General features: G+C 41.0%; 27 protein-coding genes. 3 read left to right on the forward strand and 24 right to left on the reverse strand.

Going from position 1 to position 24,489, the window contains the following annotated elements; genetic code table 11:
* From HYS07_09435 to HYS07_09525, 19 genes are all read right to left on the reverse strand, one after another.
* The coding region (locus HYS07_09435; protein ID MBI1871400.1) for a carboxypeptidase regulatory-like domain-containing protein at positions 1 to 976 on the reverse strand (976 nt) is incomplete at its 3' end.
* 337 nt (positions 977 to 1,313) lie between these two features.
* Positions 1,314 to 1,937, reverse strand: a complete 624-nt coding sequence (lepB, locus tag HYS07_09440; GenBank protein MBI1871401.1) for a signal peptidase I — start codon at positions 1,935 to 1,937, stop codon at positions 1,314 to 1,316.
* A gap of 191 nt (positions 1,938 to 2,128) precedes the next feature.
* Entirely contained in the window at positions 2,129 to 3,928 is a 1,800-nt protein-coding gene (gene lepA, locus HYS07_09445; GenBank protein MBI1871402.1) for an elongation factor 4, read from the reverse strand.
* Positions 3,921 to 4,655, reverse strand: a complete 735-nt coding sequence (gene rpe / locus HYS07_09450) for a ribulose-phosphate 3-epimerase (GenBank protein ID MBI1871403.1) — start codon at positions 4,653 to 4,655, stop codon at positions 3,921 to 3,923. The genes lepA and rpe overlap by 8 nt, the downstream gene beginning before the upstream one ends.
* Before the next feature lie 11 nt (positions 4,656 to 4,666).
* Entirely contained in the window at positions 4,667 to 5,938 is a 1,272-nt protein-coding gene (locus tag HYS07_09455) for an insulinase family protein (protein MBI1871404.1), read from the reverse strand.
* Positions 5,935 to 6,354: a Holliday junction resolvase RuvX gene (gene ruvX, locus HYS07_09460; GenBank protein MBI1871405.1), complete on the reverse strand. Its 420-nt coding sequence runs from the start codon at positions 6,352 to 6,354 to the stop codon at positions 5,935 to 5,937. The genes HYS07_09455 and ruvX overlap by 4 nt, the downstream gene beginning before the upstream one ends.
* A 122-nt stretch (positions 6,355 to 6,476) precedes the next feature.
* Positions 6,477 to 7,598, reverse strand: a complete 1,122-nt coding sequence (locus HYS07_09465) for a mannose-1-phosphate guanylyltransferase (GenBank protein ID MBI1871406.1) — start codon at positions 7,596 to 7,598, stop codon at positions 6,477 to 6,479.
* 40 nt (positions 7,599 to 7,638) lie between these two features.
* Positions 7,639 to 8,853, reverse strand: coding sequence for an ATP-binding protein (locus HYS07_09470; GenBank protein ID MBI1871407.1), 1,215 nt, complete (start codon positions 8,851 to 8,853; stop codon positions 7,639 to 7,641).
* An 85-nt stretch (positions 8,854 to 8,938) separates the two neighbouring features.
* Positions 8,939 to 9,736 (reverse strand): tryptophan synthase subunit alpha, encoded by a 798-nt coding sequence (locus HYS07_09475; protein ID MBI1871408.1) that lies wholly within the window; start codon positions 9,734 to 9,736, stop codon positions 8,939 to 8,941.
* A 250-nt stretch (positions 9,737 to 9,986) separates the two neighbouring features.
* Positions 9,987 to 10,466 (reverse strand): transposase, encoded by a 480-nt coding sequence (locus tag HYS07_09480; protein ID MBI1871409.1) that lies wholly within the window; start codon positions 10,464 to 10,466, stop codon positions 9,987 to 9,989.
* 282 nt (positions 10,467 to 10,748) lie between these two features.
* Positions 10,749 to 11,963, reverse strand: a complete 1,215-nt coding sequence (gene trpB / locus HYS07_09485; GenBank protein MBI1871410.1) for a tryptophan synthase subunit beta — start codon at positions 11,961 to 11,963, stop codon at positions 10,749 to 10,751.
* A 23-nt stretch (positions 11,964 to 11,986) separates the two neighbouring features.
* Positions 11,987 to 12,604 (reverse strand): phosphoribosylanthranilate isomerase, encoded by a 618-nt coding sequence (locus HYS07_09490; protein ID MBI1871411.1) that lies wholly within the window; start codon positions 12,602 to 12,604, stop codon positions 11,987 to 11,989.
* 149 nt (positions 12,605 to 12,753) lie between these two features.
* Positions 12,754 to 13,563 carry an indole-3-glycerol phosphate synthase TrpC gene (gene trpC, locus HYS07_09495; protein ID MBI1871412.1) on the reverse strand — a complete coding sequence of 270 codons (810 nt, stop codon included), beginning with the start codon at positions 13,561 to 13,563 and terminating at the stop codon, positions 12,754 to 12,756.
* 7 nt (positions 13,564 to 13,570) lie between these two features.
* Positions 13,571 to 14,578 carry an anthranilate phosphoribosyltransferase gene (trpD, locus tag HYS07_09500; GenBank protein ID MBI1871413.1) on the reverse strand — a complete coding sequence of 336 codons (1,008 nt, stop codon included), beginning with the start codon at positions 14,576 to 14,578 and terminating at the stop codon, positions 13,571 to 13,573.
* A gap of 55 nt (positions 14,579 to 14,633) precedes the next feature.
* Positions 14,634 to 14,969 (reverse strand): hypothetical protein, encoded by a 336-nt coding sequence (locus HYS07_09505; protein ID MBI1871414.1) that lies wholly within the window; start codon positions 14,967 to 14,969, stop codon positions 14,634 to 14,636.
* A complete protein-coding gene (locus tag HYS07_09510; protein ID MBI1871415.1) occupies positions 14,944 to 15,987 on the reverse strand; it encodes an Lrp/AsnC family transcriptional regulator in 1,044 nt (347 codons plus the stop codon). Before HYS07_09510 ends, HYS07_09505 begins: the two co-directional genes overlap by 26 nt.
* A 12-nt stretch (positions 15,988 to 15,999) precedes the next feature.
* Positions 16,000 to 17,052: an anthranilate phosphoribosyltransferase gene (locus tag HYS07_09515; protein ID MBI1871416.1), complete on the reverse strand. Its 1,053-nt coding sequence runs from the start codon at positions 17,050 to 17,052 to the stop codon at positions 16,000 to 16,002.
* Positions 17,049 to 17,423 (reverse strand): type II toxin-antitoxin system VapC family toxin, encoded by a 375-nt coding sequence (locus tag HYS07_09520; protein MBI1871417.1) that lies wholly within the window; start codon positions 17,421 to 17,423, stop codon positions 17,049 to 17,051. The genes HYS07_09515 and HYS07_09520 overlap by 4 nt, the downstream gene beginning before the upstream one ends.
* Positions 17,420 to 17,626, reverse strand: coding sequence for an AbrB/MazE/SpoVT family DNA-binding domain-containing protein (locus HYS07_09525; GenBank protein ID MBI1871418.1), 207 nt, complete (start codon positions 17,624 to 17,626; stop codon positions 17,420 to 17,422). The genes HYS07_09520 and HYS07_09525 overlap by 4 nt, the downstream gene beginning before the upstream one ends.
* 117 nt (positions 17,627 to 17,743) lie before the next feature.
* Between HYS07_09525 and HYS07_09530 the strand changes: the two genes are divergently transcribed.
* The 3 genes from HYS07_09530 to HYS07_09540 all read left to right on the forward strand — a co-directional run bounded on the left by HYS07_09530 (position 17,744) and on the right by HYS07_09540 (position 20,488).
* Positions 17,744 to 18,808, forward strand: a complete 1,065-nt coding sequence (locus HYS07_09530; protein ID MBI1871419.1) for a hypothetical protein — start codon at positions 17,744 to 17,746, stop codon at positions 18,806 to 18,808.
* Between the two features lie 200 nt (positions 18,809 to 19,008).
* The gene (locus HYS07_09535) at positions 19,009 to 19,650 is read left to right on the forward strand and encodes a hypothetical protein (GenBank protein MBI1871420.1); all 642 of its coding nucleotides are present in this window, start codon (positions 19,009 to 19,011) and stop codon (positions 19,648 to 19,650) included.
* A complete protein-coding gene (locus HYS07_09540) occupies positions 19,640 to 20,488 on the forward strand; it encodes a nucleotidyl transferase AbiEii/AbiGii toxin family protein (protein MBI1871421.1) in 849 nt (282 codons plus the stop codon). The genes HYS07_09535 and HYS07_09540 overlap by 11 nt, the downstream gene beginning before the upstream one ends.
* A 2-nt stretch (positions 20,489 to 20,490) precedes the next feature.
* On the opposite strand, the gene HYS07_09545 is transcribed toward HYS07_09540, so the two are convergent.
* From HYS07_09545 to HYS07_09565, 5 genes are all read right to left on the reverse strand, one after another.
* Positions 20,491 to 21,489, reverse strand: a complete 999-nt coding sequence (locus tag HYS07_09545; GenBank protein MBI1871422.1) for an NAD(P)-dependent glycerol-3-phosphate dehydrogenase — start codon at positions 21,487 to 21,489, stop codon at positions 20,491 to 20,493.
* 158 nt (positions 21,490 to 21,647) lie between these two features.
* Positions 21,648 to 22,289 carry a glycerol-3-phosphate 1-O-acyltransferase PlsY gene (gene plsY, locus HYS07_09550; GenBank protein MBI1871423.1) on the reverse strand — a complete coding sequence of 214 codons (642 nt, stop codon included), beginning with the start codon at positions 22,287 to 22,289 and terminating at the stop codon, positions 21,648 to 21,650.
* A 270-nt stretch (positions 22,290 to 22,559) separates the two neighbouring features.
* A complete protein-coding gene (locus HYS07_09555; protein MBI1871424.1) occupies positions 22,560 to 23,498 on the reverse strand; it encodes an MBL fold metallo-hydrolase in 939 nt (312 codons plus the stop codon).
* 15 nt (positions 23,499 to 23,513) lie between these two features.
* On the reverse strand, positions 23,514 to 23,993 hold the full coding sequence (locus tag HYS07_09560) for a helix-hairpin-helix domain-containing protein (protein MBI1871425.1): 480 nt from the start codon (positions 23,991 to 23,993) through the stop codon (positions 23,514 to 23,516).
* A gap of 8 nt (positions 23,994 to 24,001) precedes the next feature.
* Positions 24,002 to 24,469 (reverse strand): hypothetical protein, encoded by a 468-nt coding sequence (locus tag HYS07_09565; GenBank protein ID MBI1871426.1) that lies wholly within the window; start codon positions 24,467 to 24,469, stop codon positions 24,002 to 24,004.
* Positions 24,470 to 24,489: the final 20 nt, after the last annotated feature.

Raw genomic sequence — 24,489 nt, forward strand, 5'->3', positions numbered from 1 at the left:
AGTGATCAAAACCACTCGCTTGCCATCCTTCTTGAAGAGTCGTAGAGACCTGCCATGTAAAATCTGTGACTTGCTTAATGATCCCGTCTTTCTCGATCTGGCATGCCACGCTTGCAATCCAGCCGGCGTCTGTGACTTCAAGGGCAATAGAGTCCCCGTCGTTTAACGCAACCTCATAATTTTCCACCGTTGTCCAGTCGTCATCTCGACCGATTTCAACCCCATTCACAAAGAGGACATAGGCATTGTCCCCGGTCACCGTCATCACCGCTGATTTGACTAATGAAAAATCAATCTGTGCAGCCGTTTCTCCAACATTCACAGGTGTTCCCTCTAAAATATTACAATGCCCCCCCTCACACGAAATATTGTTATAAAGCTCATCGACATAAAAAGCCGTATCAAACGTAGTCAAATAATAAACTCCCGATTTCAAATCATAAAAATGATAATTCCCATCGGCATCGCTATAGTCCAATGCCTGATAGTTTCCGCCTTGGTCGTACAAATCAACCTCAACCTCTTTAAGTGGACTTCCAGTTGCAACGTCCGAAACCTTTCCCGTAATGGAAAGCTGACCTACATTCAATTCAAAGTCAATTCCTGGGGTATCCGCTCCCTCACCTACATGAACAGGAGTTCCATCGACCAAATTACAATTCTGATTCGAACAGGGAATATTCTGATAAAGCTCATCGGAATACCCCTCTTCATTAGAGGTATAAAGATAGTAATCGCCCGGCGGCAAATCTAAAATCTTATACTGCCCATTCACATCCGTAAAGGCATAGTTGGACAAAACCTGATCGCTCACATCAAAGGCCACCACAGCGATATCAGAAAGCAGGATATCCTCTGAAGTCTTCACTTCTCCAGAAATCGAACCCGATTCGGCCCCTAAACAGATAGAAGATGTGATGAGGAAAACAAAAAAGGAAAAGAAAATACTTCGGAAGAAATTTTTAAGACAATACATACAAATACCCCCCCTACCAACCGGTTTAAAGTTTAACCCCGTTATTCAACCCCATCATTCGATAGGGCAGACGGGGCAAGAGTTCAAAGTTCAAAGAAAAACTACCAAAATAAGTTAAAAAAATCCCAAAAAGCTCCTGCCTTTTTATAGAGCAAGATCCATGCCAAGTTTTATTTAACACTTCTCAAGCTCAATTTCTTGCTTTTCCACTTGGAATATCGACCTCACCTTACAAAATTTGGTCACTCCCTTACAATTTTTGTCACTTGCTGACAAATTTTGTCATCTGCTTACCAAAATTTGTCACGCCCAGTCCTTTGAAGCCTGCTTTAACTCTTTAATTTTTTTGCATGATCAAAGGGCTGGGCCTCACTTCATGATGCATCCAATCTTTAAAAACCTTAAATCGTGGAATGGGCCAGTAAATCATAAAGGCCTTCCCAATCAAATTTTCACGAGGGACAAAACCCCACCACCGGCTGTCCCTGCTCACTGGGCTATTATCTCCCAAAACAAAATAATGATCTGGTGGAACCTGGACCGGAATTCCTTCCAAGCCATATTGCCCTTCCGTGCCCGAAGGCCTTTTCATGACCTCTGTATTGGTATAATAAATTTCTTTAAAAATTTCAGGTTCAGTTAAGACCTTCCCATTAACATAAATCTTTCCCGCTTCAATTTTAATGGTATCCCCAGGAAGGCCTACCAAGCGCTTGATATAATCTTTTTTATAGTCCAACCCTGAAATATTCACCGTCTTAAAAACAACGATATCCCCCCGCTCAGGCTCATTCATGGAATAAACAAATTTATTAACCAGAACTCGATCGCCTTTTTTAGGGTCTCCATGAAGGGTGGGCTCCATAGACCCTGTTGGAATTTTAAAGGCTTGCACAATAAAGGTTCTGGCAATCATCGCAATCACAAAAGCGATTAATATGGATTCTGTCCATTCTCGAATACTTGATTTTCTTTTCACTTTCAAACACCTCTTTTAATTTTTAAAACCAAAGTCAGAGACTACAGACTACAGACTAGAGACCATAGACTAGAGACCTTAATAAGTTACCTTATTTGTCCGTGGTCCGTGGTCCCGTGGTCCCGTGGTCTGTGGTCCGTGGTCCGTGGTCCGTGGTCTGTGGTCCGCCTTTCTCAGTCCGCTCTCAAAACATCTAAAAATGCCTTTTGAGGAATTTGGACCTTTCCAAACATCTTCATCTTCTTCTTTCCCTCTTTTTGCTTCTCCCAAAGTTTTCTCTTACGCGTAATATCACCTCCATAACACTTCGCAGTAACATCTTTTTTAAGAGCGCTCACCGTTTCTCTGGCAACAACACGTCCATTGACAGCCGTTTGAATCACAATTTGAATTAACTGCTTTGGAATCACCTCTTTTAACTTCTTAGCCAACTGACGGCACTTGGCCTCAGCCTTGCTTTCATGGACAATCACTGAAAAAGCATCAATGATATCCCCATTGATCATCACATCTACTTTGACCAGGTCTGCAACTTGATAGCCTTTGTGTTCATAATCTAAAGAGGCATATCCTTTAGTAATTGATTTTAAGCGATCGTAAAACTCAGTCAAAATTTCATTCAAAGGAATCTCAAACGTCATCATCACACGCGTTTGGTCCAGTGACTCGGTTTTAACACAAGTTCCCCGGTAGTCTACACCCAACTGCATCACGGCTCCAATAAATTCAACCGGGGTGATGATGGTTGCTTCAATCAGAGGCTCTTCAATCCATTCAATCTCATTTAAAGAAGGAAACTTCACAGGATTATCCATGAGAAGCTCCTCTCCATTCACTTTAAGAACTTTGTAGATAACGCTGGGTGAGGTTGCGATGATGTGAACGTCGAACTCTCGCTCGAGGCGCTGCTGAACGACCTCCATGTGAAGAAGCCCTAAAAAACCGCATCGAAATCCAAATCCAAGCGCCGCAGAATCCTCCGGTTCAAAATTAAATGAGGCATCGTTCAGTTTTAATTTATGGATTCCATTTTTTAAAAGATCATAATCCTCCACGGAAACAGGATAAAGCCCGCAAAAAACCATCGGAGAGATGCGCTTAAAGCCCGGCAATAACTCTACAGCAGGATCTTTTTGTGCCGTAAGGGTATCTCCCACTCGAATATCTTGAGCTGATTTGATATTAGCCGCAATATAACCTACATCGCCTGCTTGAAGAATATCAGTTGGGGTTAATTTCATTCTAAAATGACCCAACTCAATAATTTCAAACACCTGCCCTGTCGCCATCATGAGTATTTTCATCCCTGGGCGGATCGATCCCTCAAAAACACGTACATAAACAATGACCCCTTTATAGGAATCAAAGAAAGAATCAAAAATAAGAGCCCTGAGCCTTGTTCCCGATCCTAACTTTGGGGCAGGGACACGTTCAACAACGGCTTCTAAAAGCCCTTCGACGCCTTCCCCTGTCTTTGCACTCACTTTAAAAATGTCTTCCGGAAAAACACCCAGAATAGAATCAAGCTGGCCAAATACTTTTGGAAGATCTGCATTAGGAAGATCGATTTTATTGATGGCAGGAATAATTTCTAAGCCCTGCTCAAGAGCCAAATGAATATTAGAAACTGTTTGGGCTTCAACCCCTTGAGCAGCATCGACCAGTAAAATAACACCCTCACAGGCAGAAAGACTTCTTGAAACTTCGTAGGAAAAATCAACATGCCCTGGGGTATCAATTAAATTTAAGATATATTCATTCCCATCCTTTGAACGATAATTCATTTTGACGGGATGGGCCTTAATGGTAATGCCTCTTTCCCGTTCCAAATCCATTGCATCCAAAATTTGATCACGGAACTCCCGAGCTGTAATCGTTTTTGTGAATTCTAACAAACGATCAGCCAAAGTTGATTTTCCATGATCAATATGAGCAATGATACAAAAATTACGAATGTATTTAGGATCAACCATTTCTACATTTATTTTCTTTTAACTTTTTTATTTCTTTTAAACTTTTAACTTTGAACTTTGAACTTTTGTAAGCTAACTCTCTCAATTCCTTCACAGCCACACCCGCATCGCTTGCCTCATAAATCGCGGATCCAGCCACCAAAACATTGGCCCCTGACTGAACCACCTCAGCCACCGTCTTTGAACTAATTCCTCCGTCTACTTCAATATCGACGGATAGATTCTCACGATCCATCCATTGCCTTGCTTGAGATACTTTGGACAAAACCCCTGACATAAATTTTTGCCCTCCAAATCCGGGCTCCACAGTCATTAAAAGCAAAAGATCTATTCTTTTTAAGAATGGAACAACTTTTTCAAACGGGGTTCCAGGCTTAAGCGCAATTCCACAATCAATCCCCCTTCTCTTAATCTTCTCAATCACCGAATCCACATCCTGATTGATTTCCAAGTGAAAGGTCAGATTGGTTGCCCCTGCATCAATAAATTCATCCGCGTATTTAAGAGGATCAGAAATCATCAAATGAACATCCAGGGGAAGGCTTGTACTTTTTTTAATCGCATGTACCGCCTGGGGTCCAATTGTTAAATTCGGCACAAAATGCCCGTCCATGATGTCCACATGAAGGATATCGGCAAGAGCCTCTTCGGCTTTGTGGGCCTCTCTTTCCAAATTTCCGAAGTCGCCTGCTAAAATGGAAGGCGCAATTTTAATCGTTCTTTTCATTGAAAATATCTCTAGTTCAACCGAAATAAATTTGCGATCTCTTTTTCTTTTACCATGGGACCTACTACTGAAAGATTCAAACGTTCATTGGTAAAAACAGTGTGAGCCACTCGCTCGACATCTTCAGCCGTCACAGCTCTCATTCTTCGAAGGAGTTCATCAAGCGAAAGAATTTGCCCTGAACAGAGTTCGCTTTCACCCATATAAACCATTTGATTTGAAGTCTTTTCCATTCCTAAAGCCGTTTGTCCAATGCAATATTCCTTCACCATATTCAATTCATCTTTGGAAAGAAGTTTTTTCTTAAATTTTTCAAGCTCGCGAAGCGTTCCTTCTAAGGCCTGATTCAAACGCCCCTTCGTCACCCCTGCCGAAATCACAAGAGAGCCTGTATCTGAAAATCTTTCAATGGTGGAACTAATGTCATAACTTAAACCCAACTTTTCTCGAATCACTTGAAAAAGCCGCGAGCTCATATTCTCTCCTAAAGCCGCATTCAGAACTCTTAAGGCAAAACGGTCTGGATGATTGCGATGAAAAGCACGAATCCCGATACAGAAATGGGTCTGCTCTGTTTTCTTAGAATGAACCTGATATTGTGGCTTAACCTGATGCTCCACGACTGGAAGGAATTTTAAAGCTCCCTCTTTCTCATCCAAAAAGTTAAATCTTTGACTTGCCTCTTTTAAAACATGATCGACATCCATCCTTCCCGCAATCGAAATGACAATATTGCGAGCGGTATAATTCTCATTTTTAAATTTGAGAAAATCGGAACGTTTTAAACCCCGAATCGTTTTTTCAGATCCAATCAACATTCTTCCCAAAGGATGTTTCGGCCACATCACACGCCCTAAAAGTTCGAAAACATAATGGGCGGGAACATCCAAATTCATCCGTAATTCTTCCAGAATCACACCCCGTTCTTTTTCAATATCCTGAGGACGGAACGCAGCATTTTCAACCATGTCCGCTAAAACCTCAAAGGCCTGTCCAAAATGCTCATTCATCACCTTGGCATAAAAACAGGTTGTTTCTTCAGTGGTAAAGGCATTCATGCTCCCTCCAACCCCTTCAATCGCCTGAGAAATCTGAACGGCCGTTCTTGTTTTTGTGCCCTTAAAAAGCATGTGTTCCAAAAAATGAGAAACGCCACATAATGCATCCGTTTCGTAACGTCCGCCAACCCCAATCCAAACACCCATGGTTACGCTGCGTGTCTCACGCATAGGACACAAAACCAGACGTACCCCATTTTTGAGCTTTTCCAGGATATACTTCATGATTTAAACCTTTCTCTTTCTAAATAGCTTTGAAGAATAATTTGGGCCGCCACCTGATCGATTTTTCCTTTTCTTTTCTTTCGAGAAAGATCTCCTTCTAAAAGGGTTCTTTCAGCGGCCACTGTTGTCCACCGTTCATCAATCACTTCAACCGGAAGATGGGTTTTCTCCATCAAATCATCTCTAAATTTTAAAACCTCATCTGCTTCCTTGCCATGCCTGCCATTCATATGAAGAGGAAGTCCCAAAAGAATCATTTGAACCTTTCTTTCATTCACAATTTTTTGAATGGCTTCAAGATCCCATGCGAGATCCTGACGCTCCAGCGTTGGAAGCCCTGTAGCAATCATCCCTAAAGGATCGCTTACCGCAATCCCTATTCTTTTACTTCCTACATCTAATGCTAAAATAATCATCCCACCACCTGTCCATGGCCCAGAGGGCCAATCCTTTTTAAGTTCGCTATCAAATTATTTTCCACATCCTCTAATGTTCCTCCCCCATAGAATCCTCCTCAGAGGATAGACAGGTGGTGGGATCATAGATATTTGTGATACTCTTGACGAGCCTTCATTTGGTCCACAAGCATTTTCACATCTTGAGCACGTGATTTATCAATAATTAAAACTGCATCTTGAGTTTGAACCACAATCAAATTTTTCACTCCAACCATTCCCGTAATTCCATGGCGGCTGATGACAATAGAGTTTTTGTAATCGACTCCCACACAATCGCCTAAAACCACATTTCCGCCTGAATCCTTTTTAAAATGCCTTTCCAGGCTTGACCAGGACCCCACATCATCCCATCCAAAATCCCCTAACGCTACAAAAATATTTTTAGCCTTTTCCATGATTCCATAATCAATTGAAATTTTGGGAACTCGGCTATACATTTCACGAATCGCTTTTTCCTGACGCGGTGTTCCTAAAGAAGATTGGACCCGCTTAAGCTCTTGATCAATTTCCGGAAGATGGGTTTTAAACGCATCTAAAATGGTTTTAACCTTCCAAATAAACATCCCGCTATTCCATAAATAATGGCCATCTTTTAAATAAGCTCGGGCATGCCTTTGATCCGGTTTTTCAACAAAACGCCTGACCTGAAAAAACTTCGTTACACCTTTCGAAGAAAACACCTTTTCAAAATGGATATAGCCATATCCTGTTTCGGGTTCAGTCGGTTTCATTCCAATGGTAACTAACCCTTCCGTTTTTAGCGCAACTTCGGCAGAATCTTTCAAAATCTCAAGAAATCGCTTCTGATCCGGAATCACATGATCCGAGGGAAGAACCACCATCACAGCCTCTGGATTAATTTTATCTAACAATGAAGCCGCAAGACCAATACATGGCGCCGTATTCTTTCCAATCGGTTCAAGAATAATCTGACTTTGATTTAATTTGGGAAGCTGCGATTGGATCAAATTCCTTTGCGTTTTATTAGAAACAATAAAAACTTTTTTACTGGAAATAAGCGGTGTCAATCGATTCACCGTTTCCTGAATCATGGTATGATTCCCCAGCATATTCAAGAATTGCTTCGGAAAACTCTGCCGACTCATCGGCCAAAACCTTTCCCCCACCCCCCCAGCCATAATGACTGCGTAGAGACTAATTGAACTTCGGATTGCGGATTGCGGATTGCGGATTTTAATCACGTATTATTTCTCCAAATTCTTTACGTACAATTTAAAAAACCTATAACACCTCTTTTAAGTACTCTACCTCAGCCGAAGCGCTCCATTTCTTAAAATGGATTAATCTCCCTTCAGCACGAATCGTCTCTTCGATGGTTTCATTGAACACCATTCCAAAGGGTGCCTTGGGATAGGCCTTCAAAAAGACGATCATTCCACGAGGCAGATCCGGCTTTTGAAGTTTTGATTTTACCTCAATCGGCACTGGAATACGATTTTTTAAAAGAATAAAATCTACTTCGTCCCCACCCTTCGTTCTCCAAAATCGAATTTCCATATTGGGTTTTAATTGTGATACGAGGTGGTTGAGCACAACACTCTCATAGAGTACACCTTTATCTTCACGATCTTGAACCGAGCGAAAATCTTTGAGAAGCGCATTTCTTAATCCAAGATCAAAGAAGTAATACTTCTTTGATTTTTTTAATTCATTGGCAAGGTTTGCCGAGTAACTGGAAATAGGATAAAGCACGTAAGTTTGGGACATGATTTCTAAATGTCGTACAATAGTGGGTTCGCTCAAATGGATATTCCTTGCAAGATTGGAGGCCATGACAACCGAGCCCTGACTTTGCGCAAGCTCATAAAGAAGGGTGTTAAAAGAACGAATATTTTCTTCCTGAATGAGGCCTTTAATATCCTTGGTAATATAAGTGCTTAAAATATTATCTAATATGCTGATTCTTTGAACAGGATCTCGATGATGTATGAGTCGAGGCAATCCACCCCATTGTAAATACTCTCTTTCCTTAAATCCAGGGACCTGTCGCCACTCAAGAAGTGAAAGAGGGAAAATCATTGTTTTAATAAATCGACCCGCAAGACTTTCCTTAAGATGTTTGTGAATTTCCAATGAAGAAGAGCCCGACGCAAATATTTTAATTCCACCCCTTGCCGTGGACCCTTTTCTTAAATCATAGATAGCTTTAAATATCTTTGACGCATTCTTAAGGTAATGAAATTCATCAATAAAAATAATCGCGTTTGAAGACGTAAGTTTATCTATCACTTCTTGATCATTACCTGAAAGATGAAGCAGGTCTCGTGGTTGTTCTAAATCATAAAACGCAGTGTCATACCCCTCTTCTTTTGCTTTTATTTCAATAAGTTTGAGAAGAGTAGATTTTCCAACTTGGCGTGCTCCGAGAAGAATAGAAATCCTCGGATCCGTTATTTCTTTATATAACTCATTGAAAGAGAGTCGGTTAATTTCCATAAAACTATTCTAATATGGTGGTTTAGAATAGTCAATCAATGATTTGTCCGATCGAAACCCTTGATTAATCTTACAATTTGTAATTTTACTCATGGATAGCCCCCACAAGCGTTTTTACAAATTTTTTTACCTCTTTAACTAGATTTGGACTTGAAACATTCTCTTCAATCTTTTTCACAATGGCACTTCCGACCACAACAGCATCTGCATGTTGGGCTAAGGCTTTTACTTGCTCAGGACCAGAAATCCCAAATCCTACGGCCACGGGAAGAGAAGAAATTTTTCTGATGCGCCCAACTAATTGTGGAACTTCTTGAGAAATTTCAGATTGCATTCCCGTTACACCTGTTCTTGAAACACAGTAAATAAAACCTTTGGCAAATGAGCTAATTTTTTTAATTCTTTCATCCGAACTGGTTGGAGCTACAAGAAAAACTGTGTCAATCGCTCGATTTGACATCATTTGACAATATTCACTCGCCTCTTCTGGAGGAAGATCGAGCACCAAAATCCCATCGACTCCTGCATTGGACGCGTCTCGGGCAAATCCATTTAATCCATATTTCAAAATGGGATTAAGATAGGTAAAGAAAACAATCGGAATTTCAGATTTTTTTCGAATACGGCTGACCAAATCCAAAACTTTATGAACCGTTGTTCCCGCTTTGAGAGACCTTTGAGCCGCCAATTGATTCACCACTCCATCAGCCAAAGGATCCGAAAATGGAATTCCAAGCTCCACCCCATCTACCCCTAAATCATCAAAGGCATAAACCAAATCCTCCGTCACTCGCATCCCAGGATCCCCTGCAGTGATGTAGGTAATAAGGCCCTTCTTGCCTTCTTTACTAAGATTAAAAAATTTGTTTTCAATGCGCTTCATCTCATCCTCCAGAAAATAAATATCAATCTCAATCTTGTAGCCGCCCGATTTATCGGGCAAGCTTTATCGGGCAATTCACGCACTGCCCCATAAATGGGGCGACTACAATGGCTTGCTCCATACATGAAACTCCGTTAAGCGTAGCCGCCCGATTTATCGGGCAAGCTTTATCGGGCAATTCACGCACTGCCCCATAAATGGGGCGACTACAATGGCTGCATGGGGCGACTACAATGGCTGCATGGGGCGACTACATTAGCTTAATGGCGCGACTACGATTACTTGCCAAATCAGTGTAGCCGCGCGAGTTATCGGGCAGCCCTTCGTAAATCTCCTCCCATTTTATCTTTTCAGCTTGAGGATTATTTTGAATGTACTCACGTATCTTGAGTAAGGCCTGCTCATTTCTGATCACGTGTTCATAATAATTGGGTTGCCATAAGGGCGCTTTAAACTCATGGGTAGTCCGTGCCTTAAACCTTCGCACAACTTCCCCTAGTATCAAGTGACACTCATTCAAAACGAGAATCATGTGAACGTGATCATCCATGACGGTGAAATAATCAATAGAAACACCTGAAATCTCATTCAATTGCCCGATAAATTGGGCGACTACATCACGATTTATGCCCATAAGCAAGGGCTGGCGATAGTGGGTTACGATGGTGATAAAGTAAAAACCATTCGAAGCGTAATCATATCCATACAAACGAGGCTTCTTAATACTCATGATCTGCGCTCTCTATCTTGTTCACTACCCTGCCCCATAAATGGGGCGACTACAATAGCTTGCTCCATAAATGAAACTCCGTTAAGCGTAGCCGCCCGATTTATCGGGCAAGCTTTATCGGGCAATTCACGCACTGCCCCATAAATGGGGCGACTACGATACCTCAATGGGGCAACTACTAACGAAACGTCTCATTCAAAACTGCATCCCCGTCAATTATCGTACCAGTGATACGACAATTATCAATTTCATCTTTGCATTGTCATTTTGCATTTTAATTTGTCATTTTGGTCTTTGATTTTTGATATTTAATTTTGAAACCACCTCCACATCCTTATCTCCCCTTCCAGAGAGATTCACAATAATCACCTTTCCTTTACTCTGAGAAGGAGACATTTTAAAAAGATAAGCGACCGCATGCGCAGATTCTAAAGCAGGAATAATTCCTTCTAGTTTGGCCAAAGTTGAAAAAGCAGCCAAGGCCTCGTCATCTTTGATATAGGTGTATTTTACACGTCCATTTTCCATCAGAAAGCTATGCTCTGGACCTACTCCCGCATAATCAAGCCCCGCCGAAATTGAATGTGTGGTTCTAATCTGGCCATCTTCATCCTGAAGAACGTAGCTTCTCGAACCCTGAAATACGCCAACGGAGCCGCCCGCAAAACGGGCAGCATGCTGGGTCCCATCAATTCCCAATCCCCCTGCTTCTACCCCAACCATTTGAACTGACCGATCGTCTAAAAATTCATAAAAAAGCCCAATCGAATTGGACCCTCCCCCTACACAAGCAATGAGAAAATCGGGTAAACGCTTGGCTTGGGTTAAAATCTGTTGACGGGCTTCTCGTCCAATCACACTTTGAAAATCCCTCACAATTCGAGGAAAAGGATGAAGTCCCGCCACGGAACCTAAAATATAATGAGAAGTTCTAACATTGGTGACCCAATCCCGAATCGCTTCATTAATCGCATCTTTTAAAGTCTTAGAACCCGTGGTCACAGGAACGACCTGGGCCCCTAAAAGCCTCATTCGAAAAACATTTAAGGCCTGACGTTTCATGTCCTCTTCACCCATATAAACTGTGCATTCCAAACCAAATAAAGCGCAAACGGTTGCTGTCGCCACTCCATGCTGACCCGCCCCCGTCTCTGCAATCACCCTTTTTTTTCCCATTCTCTGTGTCACAAGAATTTGACCCATGGTGTTATTAATTTTATGGGCTCCCGTATGGCACAAGTCTTCCCTTTTTAAATAAATTTTTGCTTTAAGGACTTCTGAAAGTCTTTCGGCAAAATAAAGCGGTGTCGGTCTTCCCACATATTGTTTAAGATAAAAGGCCAATTCCTTCTGAAATTTTTTATCTTTTATCGATTCAAGATAAATGCGTTCCAAATCTTCAAGTGCCGTCATCAAAGTCTCTGGGGCAAATTTTCCCCCATAAGCACCGAAATGACCTTTTTGATCTGGATAATGACCTTTGTATTTTGTCTTCATCAGATTTTTACACCCCTAATTTTCTATTTCCTATTTACTGACTTTGCCCGTGTAATAAATTGTCTTACATATTGATGATTTTTCTTGCCAGGCTCTTTTTCCAAGCGGCTACAGGCATCCACTCCATAAGGGCTAACTTTTTGAATCGCTTCTTCCACATTTTCAGGGCCTAAGCCCCCTGAAATAATGATGGGTCTTGCTAAAATTTTATATTTTTCAGCCTCTGTCCAATCAAAAACCTCTCCCATTCCTCCGAAAGAGCCGCGATGAGGAGAATCTAAAAGAACCCCACAAATTTCTCTATAAGCTTTTAAAGCCTCTACTGAAAATCCTACACTGACAGCCTTAATCACAGGCATATCAAATTGACAGCCTTCAGGTTTTTCATTCCCATGAAATTGTAATACCGAAATTCGTGTTTCCTTAATGATCTCCTCAACCCTATTTCGCTCAGCATTTACAAAAATACCAACACTGGCGATAAAAGGAGGCAGTGTCTGAATAATACGACCTGCTGTTCCTGGCTCAATATAGCGAGGACTCTTTGGATAAAAATTAAAGCCCAGCGCGTCAGCCCCCGCCTCGACAGCCACCAGGGCATCTTCTAAATTAGTAATACCGCATATTTTGACTTTGACCATCATGACCTCAGCTAAACGATGGAAGGAAAGGCGCTTGAGGCCAAAGGCTCGAGGCTCGAGGTAAATGCACTTTGTGTTTTTGCCTCGAGCTTCGAGCTTGTTTTTTCCTTCCACCTTCTTTCCGTTTTCTACTTACTATTTACTTCTTACTACTTACTGTACTCTTCTCTCATCAATTCTCGCATTTTCATAGCAATATCCGGTGCCGTCATAAAAGCCTCTCCAACCAAAATAGCATCAACCGGAAGCTGAGCGACACGATTCACATCCTCTCTCGTTAAAATCCCGCTCTCAACGACTGTGGTTACTCCTGAAATCAAGTCCTGACATAACACTTCACAAGTCTTCAAATCAACTTGAAAGGTCTTTAAGTCCCGATTATTGATCCCGATCAAGTCAGCACCGCATTCAAGGGCTAGTTTAAGCTCATCTTTCTCATGAACCTCGATCAAAGCTGAAAGTCCAATCTCACGAACCTTAGCAAGAAAAGAAATAATTTCTTTCTTTTCTAAGGCTGCAACAATCAATAACACCGCACTTGCGCCATGGGCCTTTGCCTCATAAATCTGATACTCATCAACAATAAAATCTTTTCTCAAAAGAGGTAAAGAGATATTTTGAGAAATGATTTCTAAATTTTCAAGACTCCCTTGAAAAAATTTTTCATCGGTTAAAACTGAAAGAGCACTCGCCCCCTTTTTCTCGTAAATTTTGGCAATCATGATAGGATCAAAATCCCTTCGCAATAATCCCTTCGAGGGTGAAGCCTTTTTGACTTCAGCAATAAGCCTGAGAGCCTTCCCTGGAGGCCGCTGAATAGCCTTCTTAAATGAAGAAACTTTAGAAAAATTTTTCAAAGAAATCAGCGATATTATTTTTTCGAGCGGAAATATCTTTTTGGCGTTTTCAACCTTTCTTTTTTTATATTGAATAATTTCTTCTAAAAAAGTGCCGGCCATCGTTCCTCTAATGTGTCAATTCAATCAACTGATTTAATTTCTCCATGGCCTTACCAGAATCAATGGCCTCTTGAGATTTTTGAAGCGCTTCTTCTAAACTCAAGGCTCTTCGTCCGGCCAAAACTGCAAATGCAGCATTTAAAATTACAATATCCCGCTGGGGGCCTTTTTTGCCATCCAAGATATTGCGTGTAATTCCTATATTCTTATCCAAATCTCCCCCTCGAAGATCAGCCGAATTTGAGCGTTGAAAGCCCAAAGATTCTGGATTAAAAAAATATGAATCCATTTGCCCATCTTTTAGGTGAGAGATCCACGTCGGCCCTGTTGTTGTCACTTCATCCAGTCCATCTTCCCCATGAACGACAAAGGCCTCCAAACTCCCTAATTTCATCAAAACTTGTGCCAAAGGCCGAACCCACTCTTTTTTGAAAACGCCCAGCACTTGAGCTTTCGCTCCCACTGGATTGGTTAAAGGCCCCAAAAGATTAAAGACCGAGCGAACCCCTATTTCCTTACGTGGCAAAGAAACCTGTATCATAGAGGGATGAAAAAGAGGAGCAAATAAAAAACAGATTCCAATTTTTTCTAGCGCCTCCTTCATCCGAGAAAAATCAGCATCAATTCTGACCCCTAACCCCTTCAAAAGATCGGCACTCCCGCACTGGCTCGAGATGGCCGCATTTCCATGTTTAGCAATGGGCACCCCTACCCCCGCAGCCACAAAAGCAGCTGTCGTCGAAATATTAAATGTCTTACCCCCATCCCCACCCGTTCCACAAGTATCCACAACCCATGAATGGTGTGAATCCATTGGACGAACCTTCTGTCGCATCACCGTCGCAAAACCCGTAAGCTCGTCGACTGTTTCCCCTTTCATCCGAAAAGCTACAAGTAAAGCCGCAACTTGAACCGAGGTTAATTTCCCAGTCATGATCTCTTCCATCAGAAGTGCCGCCTCTTCTTGAGACAAATTTTCTTTTTGAATCACCCGCTCAAGAATCTCCTTAAAAATCATGTTTTGCCTTTTATTTTTCAGTTTTTCAACTTTGAACTTTACACTTTTAACTTTACACTTTTTTATTACACCCGCACCCACCTTTTTTCTCATGACACTCACCATCCGCAGAAAAAGCATTCGAAAGTTCAAAAACGCCATCCAATCCATCTTCGACAAAATCGACGACTAAACCCACAACATATTTTAAGGATTGGGGGTCAATAAACACCTGAAATTCATTGAAAGAAACGACCGTATCTCCTCGGTCAGGATCGTCGAGCCCAATCACATAGCGCCCCTGTTCCAGCAAAAAGCGGACTCCCTTTCCGGCGTCCCTTAAGAGATATTCCTTGATCTTTGCTGAGGCTCTTGAAGTAAAACTAATTCTGGACTGGGAGGGGGGCATACTTTTTTTCCCAAGCTTCAAATTCAGGTGAAAAATATTTTACCCGGGTCTTTTTATATTCGGTCGAACTGTATAGAGCTTGATATTCCATCAGCCCTGTTTCTTCCGATATCACTTTCAAAATTTTCTCGCACTCTTCCTCATTTTTCCCATGGACCATCGAAAAAAGTGGATAAGGCCAATCGGGATAAGTTGGCCGCCGATAACAGTGTGAAACAGCCTTAAAAGCAGCCATCTTAGCACCCATTTCATCTATTTTTTCTAAGGGCACCTTCCAAACCCCCATGGCATTGGCCATAAAACCGGCCCGACGATGATTGAGAATGGCGGCGAAACGTCTCATTTTTCCTCGTTCAACTAAATTTTTGATCCCCTTAAAAAGACGCTCTTCACTAAAGCCCAAATTTTGGGCTTTGATTTTAAAAGGCTCTAACGTAAGTTCCAGATCTTCCTGAAGCTCAAGAATGAGTCTGATATCTTCCTTTGAAAGGGGTTCTCGATTCACCTTTGCTTCATTATAAATTCCCTGTTCGCTTTTTGCTAAATTCACTTCAGAATTCATGTCCAGCGTAACCCCAATTTTATACAACTTCAGGGTGGGCATCACCCGAATAGACTCTACCTTTGAAAGATGACCGATTAAATCCACTGTCTTTTCAAGATCCATAGAGCTTTCGGGAGAAACAGCAATGGTAAACCAAAGATTAAATTCATGATTGCGGCGATAGTTATGAGTGACCCCCGGATGTTCATTAATCACTTCAGCCGTTTCTCGGATGCGATAAGACTCCGCCTTGGCCGCAACGAGGCTTGATTGATACCCCATGCTTCGCGTGTCAAAAATTGCATTAATCTGACGAATCATGTTAAGCTTCTTCATCTTCTGAATACTCATCAGAGCTTCATTTTCAGTTATATTAAGTGATTCTCCCAAAGCCTTAAAAGGGCGAATAACCAAAGGGAAATCTTCCTGAATCCGTGTTAAAATTTTTCGATCAACATTCGATAATTCTGTCATGAATCCTCATCTCTAAACTTTCATATTTTGTGAAGTGTTCATTTTACGTAAAGTTTGCAACTTATTCAATGCCTGTCTTGAGTCTAAAGAGTCTCTTGCCCGATTGACTGCTTCAGCTAAATTGTTGGTGATCTCAGATGCATAAATTAATAAGGCCCCATTGAGGATGCTTAAGTCCCTCAAAGCACCCTCCTTAGACTCTAAACACTTCACAACAAAATCTGCATTTTCTTGTGGAGTCAATCCTTCAAATACCGGTTCTTCAATCGCTTCAAATCCCAACTCCTTCGGCTGAATCATCATTGGAATAAATTCATTCCCGCGAAGTTCGACTATTTTGGTCACCCGATTCAAACGACAATCCGGAGTTCCTTCCATCCCTTGAACCACCAGTGCATGCTTTGCATTTAATTTTTCCAAAACATTAGGAATGGTTTGTAAATAGGGTCCATGATAGACGGAAATGACCTGATGAGGTGCATTCATGGGATTCCATAATTTCTCGATATGATTAAAAACCGTCCTCAGTCCGAGCTCCTCTCGAATTCTTTTTAATTGGGCCACACGAGGTGAAATTTCTTCAATCGAAAGAAATCCGACACCTATTTTTTCTAAAATTTCTTTCACACGAATCATCGGTTCATCAATAGAAACACCTAAAATCTTAAAAACATCCAGAACACTTACCCCATATTTAGGAGGGGTCTCGGATTGGCCATGAAGCAAAACTTGAGCCCCTGCCCCCGCAGCCACGAACGCAGCAACAGGCATCAGGTGAGGGAATTTAATTTTTCCATCATAAGCCACTCCGCAATCGACAAAATGCTTAAAATGGGTATGAATTTGATGACAAAAATTCCGGGTCACTTTGGTAAAAGCAGCCAATTCTTCGACCGTTTCACCCTGCATTCTCAAAGGGACCAAAAGTGCCCCTATCTGGGCATCCGTCGCTTCCCCTTCTAAAATGAGCTGAAAGGCTCGTTCAGCCTCTTCAGAAGTTAAGTTTCTGGAAAGCTTCGGCCCTGTTCCTACAGCTTTAATGTATTTACGAAATTCGAGATTCATCGCTTTACCTTATACTTCACGCCTTCTATTCCTTTAAAATCCGCGTCTTGAGTCCAAACAACGGCATGATACATCTGGGCTGTCGCAACAATAACGCTATCCGCAAGAGGAATTTTTGACTTAAGGCTGATCATCGCAGCATTTAAAGCAATGGGTGTGTCCAAAGCAACAACTTTTCCCTGCTGCATTAAAGAAACAGCTTGAAGAGCAGCATCTTCATTCCTCTGTTGAAGAACACGTTTAAATACTTCTAGAATAGTAATCGAGGGAACGATTAAATGATCGACATCCTCAAGAGAAGGTGCAAAGAAGTCAGCGTTGGTTCCATTGGCAAAATACTCTAGCCAACCACAAGAATCGACCACATTCATAAACGATCTCGATCACGAGAAACCGTTGTATCAATCCCTTTCAAAAAACCCCTCATGCGTTTCATATGCCTCAGAGGAATAAATTCGATTCTATTTTCAAACTGCAAAACCTGAATCTTCTCACCTGGATGAATATCCATGGCATCTCTCACAAAACGAGGAATAACCACTTGATATTTCGGCGATACTTTTACAGAAAACATAAGAACCTCCTATCGATAAGACTATGGTATTACGATATCAAGATCGATCAACAAAATCCATTAAAAAACAGATAAGTTCTTCTTGCACTCTCGTTCCCAACTCAGTAGAGTATGCCCATGCAAGAAGCCATAAAATCCAAAAAGAAAATTAAAGCGCTGGGTCTTATTTCGGGGGGCTTAGACAGCACGATCGCAGCTCAAATCCTTCAAAACCAAGGAATTGAGGTGGTGGGTGTTAATTTCAGCACTGGATTATGTGTTTCAGACCACAAGCGGGCTGTCCGAAACAAAAAAGATTCAGAGAAAAGCCTGCGTAACGAAGCCCTACGAGCCGCTTCGGACCTCAATTTCAAAGTTGATATTGTCGACATCTCAAAAAAATATTTTAATGATGTCGTTCTTAAGCCCAAATATGGATACGGGGCAGGCATGAATCCTTGTCTAGACTGCCGAATTTATATGCTCAAGAAAGCCAAGCGAATGATGAAAAAGGTCGGGGCCGATTTTGTTTTTACGGGCGAAGTCCTTGGCCAACGACCGATGTCACAGTATCATAGAGCCCTCAATATCATTTCAAAAGAAAGTGGTTTGGGAGACCAGCTCCTGCGTCCCCTTTCTGCTCAAAAACTCCCAGAAACTTTGCCCGAGAAAATGGGATGGGTCAACCGCGAAGCCCTTCCAGGAATTGAAGGCCGATCTCGTGTCGAACAGATTAAATTAGCCAATGAATTGGGGGTCACTGATTTTCCCCAACCGGCAGGAGGATGTTGTTATCTCCCCGATAAAATTTTTGCAGCCAAACTCCGCGATCTTCTAAAGCATCAAAAGAAGGTTAATAAAAATGATCTCGTTCTTCTTAAATTAGGCCGACATTTTAGAATTTCCTCTACTGTGAAACTCATTATCGGACGAGATGAATCAGAAAATAAATTTCTGGAAAGATTCAAGAGGGGAAATGGAATCATTCGTGTCATGAAGACACAAGGCCCCACAGCCATTGCACAAGGCAACTTTAATGAAAATGAAAAAATGATAATCGCACAAATGGTCGCTCGCTACGCAGATCCCACTCCATCCGGCTTAATCGAATTATCGCTTAAGAAAGGTAAAAAAGAAGAAACTCTAAACTCTCAGCCCCTCGAGATTCAGAAAATCGAAAAATACCGCGTCGCTCCGAAGTAGCCGCCCGATTCATCGGGCAAATTCATGCAAGGGGCATGGCCCCATAAATGGGGCGACTACCAAAAAAGATGATGGGAAGAACTTTCATCGCACACGATGATTTTGAAAGATCATTGAAATTATAATGGAATGACCTTGAAATCTGCCTGAATTAAACTTGACTAATCTGATTCATAAATGGTACATATTATATACCTTTTATGAATCAACTTAATAAGCTTAAAAATTTAGAAGGTCTTAGCTACTTCGACAAAAACACCCTGAGCCAATTCTTTGATCTCAAGGATAACAGCCTCTATACGAACATCAAGCGATGGCTCAAAGCGGGGAAACTTATCCAGATCAAAAGGGGGTTGTACGTCACACAAGATTACTTCAAATCTTTAAAAGATAAAGAAGGTTACGTTGAATTTCTTGCCAATCGAATCCATCAACCCTCCTATTTAAGTACAGAATATATTTTACAAAAACACAATATTCTCACAGAGGCCGTTTATGCCATAACTTCTATTAGCCTTAAATCTAAACGTATCTATCGAAACAAAATAACAACTTTTATCTATCAAAACATAAAGGATAATCTTTTTACAGGATACAACATCATCAAGCGCGGACCATTTGAAATTTTAGAAGCGACAAAGGCAAAGGCCTTATTTGATTATCTCTATCTTCAATTACTCAAAACAAAAGAGATTGATCAGGAACTGCTTCTTTCCTATCGTTTGAATCTGGAAGAGTTAAAATCAAAAGACCTTAGAGAATTTGCAAGATATTGCAAGCTTTCCAAGATGAAAAAATATTTGACTCTACCCAAATTATTGGAGAATATCCGTGATCATTAAAGAATTAGAAAAAATCGTTCGAGAAGAGCAGGAAAAGGGAATGCTAAATTCCTATATTCGAAATGTACTCAAAGAATACTTGCAAGTATATATTCTATACTTTATTTATACCTCTAAAGAGTACAGCAAAAAGATGATTTTTACGGGAGGAACGTGTCTTCGCCATTTTTTTGATTTGGCAAGACTATCCGAAGACATTGACTTCGACTATCTCCATGAGTTTGAAATTGATCAACTACGCAAGGACATTGAATCCTTTTTCATTCACAAGTACCAATATAGAGAGGTTCAATCTGCCTTAAAACAAAAAGGTCAGCAAGTTTTGATCAAGCTACCCGTTTTGAAAAAGTTAGGCCTCTCAAAAGAAGGAGAAAGTGAGTTTTTACACGTTAAGCTGGATATTTTAAAAAATCCGTCTCGAACTTATTCTCTGGAAACAACTTCAAAAAGCATTTACGGCTTTAACTACGCAGCGAAACATTACTCTCTTCCCGATCTCATGGCTGGAAAAATTCATGCCATTCTGACAAGAAGTCTTTTGAAAGGGAAAGAAAATAAAGCAACGGTTAAAGGGAGAGACTACTACGATCTGTTATGGTTTTTAAAAAAAGGGATCAAACCCTCTCTAAAAAGACTTTCTGAAATGCTCAATCAAAAAATCACAAAAGAAAGAGTGGAAAAAGAACTCGATGACAAGGTCCAATTATTTACATCCAAATACAAAGATGATTTTCTCTCCGACATGACACCCCTGATCTCGAATCCGGACTTTATTCCTCTCTACATCAAAAATTACGAAAGAGAATATTTAAGGTATAAGCAACAATCCTTTGAATAGTCCTATCCCTCCGCCTTCGCCTCTCTCATCATCAAAGTTTCTACCGCTTTGAGCGGAGCGAGCCCTTGATAAAGCACCTCATAAACTTTTTGGGCAATGGGCATTTCGACAGAATATTTTTGGGAAAGTTCTTTTACAGCGACTGAAGTTTTTACCCCTTCAGCCACCATTTCAGTCCCAGCAAGAATTTCAGAAAGAGGTTTTCCTTTTCCAAGAAGTTCTCCTACTTTTCGGTTTCGACCAAAAGGGCTAAAAGAGGTTGTGATTAAATCCCCCATACCGGCAAGGCCGTAAAATGTCTCTCTCTTCGCTCCCATGGCAACCCCCAATCGCATCATCTCTGCCAAGCCCCTCGTCAAAAGGGCAGATTTAGTATTATCGCCAAACCCTAGCCCATCACTGATCCCGGCCGCAATGGAAATAACATTTTTAAGCGCTCCACTGATTTCAACCCCTAAAAGATCAGAATTGGTGTAAATTCTAAATCGATCGGTCATCAAAAGCTGCTGAAACCCTTGAGCCGTTTCAGAATTTTCAGAAGCAACGGAAACACTGGTGGGAATCCCTCGAGCCACTTCTTCTGCATGACTGGGACCGGAAAGAACAGCAATCGATGATGGATTTAACTCTTCTTTTAAAACCTGGCTCATGGTTTTCAAGGAGCCGACTTCAATTCCCTTGGCTACACTCATAATAAGCATTTTTTGAGAATAAAATTTTTTAACTCTTTGAGCCACCTCTCTCATAAATGGGCTAGGGGTCGCCATGACAACCCAGGAAACCTGATCCAAGGCTTCGTCTAAATGGGCTGTATGTTTTAAACTTGAAGGGAGAGGAACCCCTGGAAGAAATTTTACATTCTCATTTTTTTCTTTGAGAAATTGAACATAATCAGAAAAGGCACCCCAGAGGGAAACTGAATAACCCTTCTTAACAAGAAGAATAGCCAAAGTCGTTCCCCAACCTCCATTGCCAATGACTGCTACTTTATCCTTTACCATATGAATTTTCTTTAAGTCCTTTAACTTAACCACATGAAATTTCTGGTTTTTAAATCAAACATTAAAAATCAAAAACCAAAATGACATATTAAAATTCAAAAAATTCTTCCACCCGATGACATGTGAAGATTTTGAATTTTGATTTGTCATTTTGATATTTAATTTTTGATTTTTGATATTTCTATTCTTGATTTTCCTATCTTAGGCTCCGTCCCTGCCATCAATCTCCTGATATTGCCTTGATGCTTCCAAATCGAAATCCAGGACAAAAAAAGACCGCCAATAACCCATTCTATGGGTTTGCCAAAAAGAAAAAGTAAGAGCGGCAAGGCCATGGAAGCAATGATCGAAGCAATCGATACAGTGCGAGTGAGAAAAAGAACGACTCCCCAAATCACTAAAAGACAAAGCGTGGCTTGAGGAGCCAGCCCTAAAAAAACACCTAAACTCGTTGCAACACCTTTGCCTCCTTTAAATTTCAAGAAACAAGTCCAGTTGTGACCGAAAATGGAGGCGATTCCAGAGCTCAGTTGGAGTAACGACTGATGAATTAATCCAGAACCCCAAAAAGGAGCAATGATTAAAACAGAAATCAGACCTTTTCCGATATCAATAAGAAGTGTCAAAATCCCCAGCTTCTTGCCCAACACTCGCATCACATTGGTAGCCCCCATATTTCCACTCCCATGTTGACGAATGTCCACTCCCTTCAAAATTTTCCCAAGAAGATAACCCGTAGGAATAGAGCCCACTAAATAACTCGTCAAAAGCGCCCCTGTCCATTTTAGAAAATCTATCATTTAGAAACTCCATTCTTAAGAAAGCGAATTGATAATTAATAATTGAAAATTGATAATTTAGGAATAGGCATATGCACTTGATTCCCCTCGATGCAAACACCATGGCAAAATTTGTAGTCGCCCCATTTATGGGGCCGTGCCCCTTGCATGAATCTGCCCGATGAATCGGGCGACTACAAAAACTTAACTAGGGGAATCAGGTGCATATGCCAATTTAGGAATTTATTTGTTTTACCTTCATTCTCAATTATCAATTGTTAATTTTGTCAATTAAGTTTCAATACTCACTCGTTCAATCTGCCCATTCTCAGTCGCAAAAAAACATTCAGATCCGTTAGAAATAAAGAGGAGACTTCCGTCTTCATCTGTACGATGAACTTCGGTGTTCAATTCTTTGTATCGTTTTAGCACGATCGGCGAAGGATGACCATAAGAATTCGCATGGCCGACCGAAATGCCTACCATAGACGGATGAACAAGCCTTAAAAAGGGCGAGGTGCTCGATGTTTTAGAGCCATGATGGGGAGATTTTAAGTAATTACAAGAAAGACCCGCCCCATAATGAAGACAAAGGTTTCTTTCTGCCGGGCCTTCAATATCTCCGGTAAGAAGTATTTTAAATTTCCCAAAACAAACCCGAAGAACGAGAGAGTCATTGTTTCCATCAAGCCCCTCCCCTTTTTCTGGAGATAAAACCTGAGCCGATACATGATCTCCTAAATTAATTTCATCTCCCTCCCCTAAAGTTTCTAATGGAATTTGATGTTTCTTTAATCGATAAAGAAGCTCCCGATAGGTTTGTGTTAATTGAACCCTTCCATTGTGAAAAACCTTAGATACAGGAATATGTTCAACAAGACTTAAAATCCCTCCTAAATGGTCCCAATCATGATGAGTCAAAATAATTCGATCAATTTTCTCTAATCCCAATCCTTTTAAAAGAGGCAAAATAACCTTGATCCCAGCATCCCAATTAATAGAACCTGTCTTCAAAACTGGCCCCGCATCGACAAGGGTTACTTGGCGATCAGGAGAAATCATCAGCAATCCATCTCCCTGACCGACATTGAGCTGAATCACTAAAAATCGAGAAGAGGCCCCTTTTAAAGGGGCATGCTGAAGATGAAGAGCTCTTAAAGAAAGAGCACTTCCCCACAGAAGAAGGCAAGAAAAACTCAAAATAAAAATAGACTTACGATTGAATTTCATTCTTTTAAAAGCTGGTTATTTTCCATCATTTTTATCTCCACTTTCAACCTCTGGCACCGGAACTGAATCAAATCTGACCCAATCTTTAAGCTTTTCCAAGCTCTTTTGACCTAATCCCTTCACCTTCTTTAAATCTTCCAAGTTCAAAAAAGCCCCCATCGCTTCCCGAACCTCAATGATACGTTTTGCGGTGGCTGGGCCAACACGAGGAAGGCCAATAAGATCTTCAAGCGATGCATGGTTTACATCCACTTTTAGGAACTCGGTAATCTCTTTTTTTGCACGTCCTGCGAGAATTTTTAACTTTGAATCCATTTTAAAAACTTTTGGATCAAAAGGGGCAAAAGATATTTTCTCAAGAGTTTTCTTAATCCACTCGACTTGAGCCGTCGAATCACGATGTGCAATAAAAATTTCTGAAGACAATTGAACTAGACCTAAAACATTCAAAACAAGAAGGGCAAGAACAAAAGATTTTTTTAAAAGACTTTTCATATTAGTTTTTAACTTGGATACCCCGAAGTATATCGATCATTCGGAGCACCTCGAACCTCACCTTTGATATGAGTGGGTTCAGGGTTTTGGTTTATTTTCTTCATTTCTTCGACAGCCTTATCATGCCATTCTTTAAAATCTTTCAACTCATCATCCAAAGCCTTCTGAGTATCCTCTAACTTTTTTAAACCATCTTCATATTTGTGCGAAAGATCTTCTAACTGATGCATCACGTCCTCTTCATGACGTCTCATGTCATCAATCTGTTGAACTAATCCCTGATAATCTAAGACAATATCATCGGACTGATTAGGCCGATTTAAACCCGGACGACCTCTTTCAATGGGTTTTCGCTCCTGAGCTTGCTGGGGTTGTTCTACATTTTCTTGACTGTTCATATCTTCAGATTCATCTCCCCACGCAAAACTTCCCATAACAAACACTAAAACCATCATCCATAGCTTAATCATTTTCATCGTATGCTCTCCTTTTTCAT

The organism is Chlamydiota bacterium (assembly GCA_016178055.1).
GTDB lineage: Bacteria > Auribacterota > JACPWU01 > JACPWU01 > JACPWU01 > JACOUC01.

What these genes read in the sequence shown, in the direction of transcription:
- lepA (MBI1871402.1), bottom strand. Translation starts at nt 3,928, where the DNA reads ATGGTTGATCCTAAATACATTCGTAATTTTTGTATCATTGCTCATATT.
- rpe (MBI1871403.1), bottom strand. Translation starts at nt 4,655, where the DNA reads ATGAAAAGAACGATTAAAATTGCGCCTTCCATTTTAGCAGGCGACTTC.
- HYS07_09455 (MBI1871404.1), bottom strand. Translation starts at nt 5,938, where the DNA reads ATGAAGTATATCCTGGAAAAGCTCAAAAATGGGGTACGTCTGGTTTTG.
- ruvX (MBI1871405.1), bottom strand. Translation starts at nt 6,354, where the DNA reads ATGATTATTTTAGCATTAGATGTAGGAAGTAAAAGAATAGGGATTGCG.
- HYS07_09470 (MBI1871407.1), bottom strand. Translation starts at nt 8,853, where the DNA reads ATGGAAATTAACCGACTCTCTTTCAATGAGTTATATAAAGAAATAACG.
- HYS07_09475 (MBI1871408.1), bottom strand. Translation starts at nt 9,736, where the DNA reads ATGAAGCGCATTGAAAACAAATTTTTTAATCTTAGTAAAGAAGGCAAG.
- HYS07_09480 (MBI1871409.1), bottom strand. Translation starts at nt 10,466, where the DNA reads ATGAGTATTAAGAAGCCTCGTTTGTATGGATATGATTACGCTTCGAAT.
- trpB (MBI1871410.1), bottom strand. Translation starts at nt 11,963, where the DNA reads ATGAAGACAAAATACAAAGGTCATTATCCAGATCAAAAAGGTCATTTC.
- HYS07_09490 (MBI1871411.1), bottom strand. Translation starts at nt 12,604, where the DNA reads ATGGTCAAAGTCAAAATATGCGGTATTACTAATTTAGAAGATGCCCTG.
- trpC (MBI1871412.1), bottom strand. Translation starts at nt 13,563, where the DNA reads ATGGCCGGCACTTTTTTAGAAGAAATTATTCAATATAAAAAAAGAAAG.
- HYS07_09505 (MBI1871414.1), bottom strand. Translation starts at nt 14,969, where the DNA reads ATGCCCCCCTCCCAGTCCAGAATTAGTTTTACTTCAAGAGCCTCAGCA.
- HYS07_09510 (MBI1871415.1), bottom strand. Translation starts at nt 15,987, where the DNA reads ATGACAGAATTATCGAATGTTGATCGAAAAATTTTAACACGGATTCAG.
- HYS07_09515 (MBI1871416.1), bottom strand. Translation starts at nt 17,052, where the DNA reads ATGAATCTCGAATTTCGTAAATACATTAAAGCTGTAGGAACAGGGCCG.
- HYS07_09520 (MBI1871417.1), bottom strand. Translation starts at nt 17,423, where the DNA reads ATGAATGTGGTCGATTCTTGTGGTTGGCTAGAGTATTTTGCCAATGGA.
- HYS07_09525 (MBI1871418.1), bottom strand. Translation starts at nt 17,626, where the DNA reads ATGTTTTCTGTAAAAGTATCGCCGAAATATCAAGTGGTTATTCCTCGT.
- HYS07_09530 (MBI1871419.1), top strand. Translation starts at nt 17,744, where the DNA reads ATGCAAGAAGCCATAAAATCCAAAAAGAAAATTAAAGCGCTGGGTCTT.
- HYS07_09535 (MBI1871420.1), top strand. Translation starts at nt 19,009, where the DNA reads ATGAATCAACTTAATAAGCTTAAAAATTTAGAAGGTCTTAGCTACTTC.
- HYS07_09545 (MBI1871422.1), bottom strand. Translation starts at nt 21,489, where the DNA reads ATGGTAAAGGATAAAGTAGCAGTCATTGGCAATGGAGGTTGGGGAACG.
- plsY (MBI1871423.1), bottom strand. Translation starts at nt 22,289, where the DNA reads ATGATAGATTTTCTAAAATGGACAGGGGCGCTTTTGACGAGTTATTTA.
- HYS07_09555 (MBI1871424.1), bottom strand. Translation starts at nt 23,498, where the DNA reads ATGAAATTCAATCGTAAGTCTATTTTTATTTTGAGTTTTTCTTGCCTT.
- HYS07_09560 (MBI1871425.1), bottom strand. Translation starts at nt 23,993, where the DNA reads ATGAAAAGTCTTTTAAAAAAATCTTTTGTTCTTGCCCTTCTTGTTTTG.
- HYS07_09565 (MBI1871426.1), bottom strand. Translation starts at nt 24,469, where the DNA reads ATGAAAATGATTAAGCTATGGATGATGGTTTTAGTGTTTGTTATGGGA.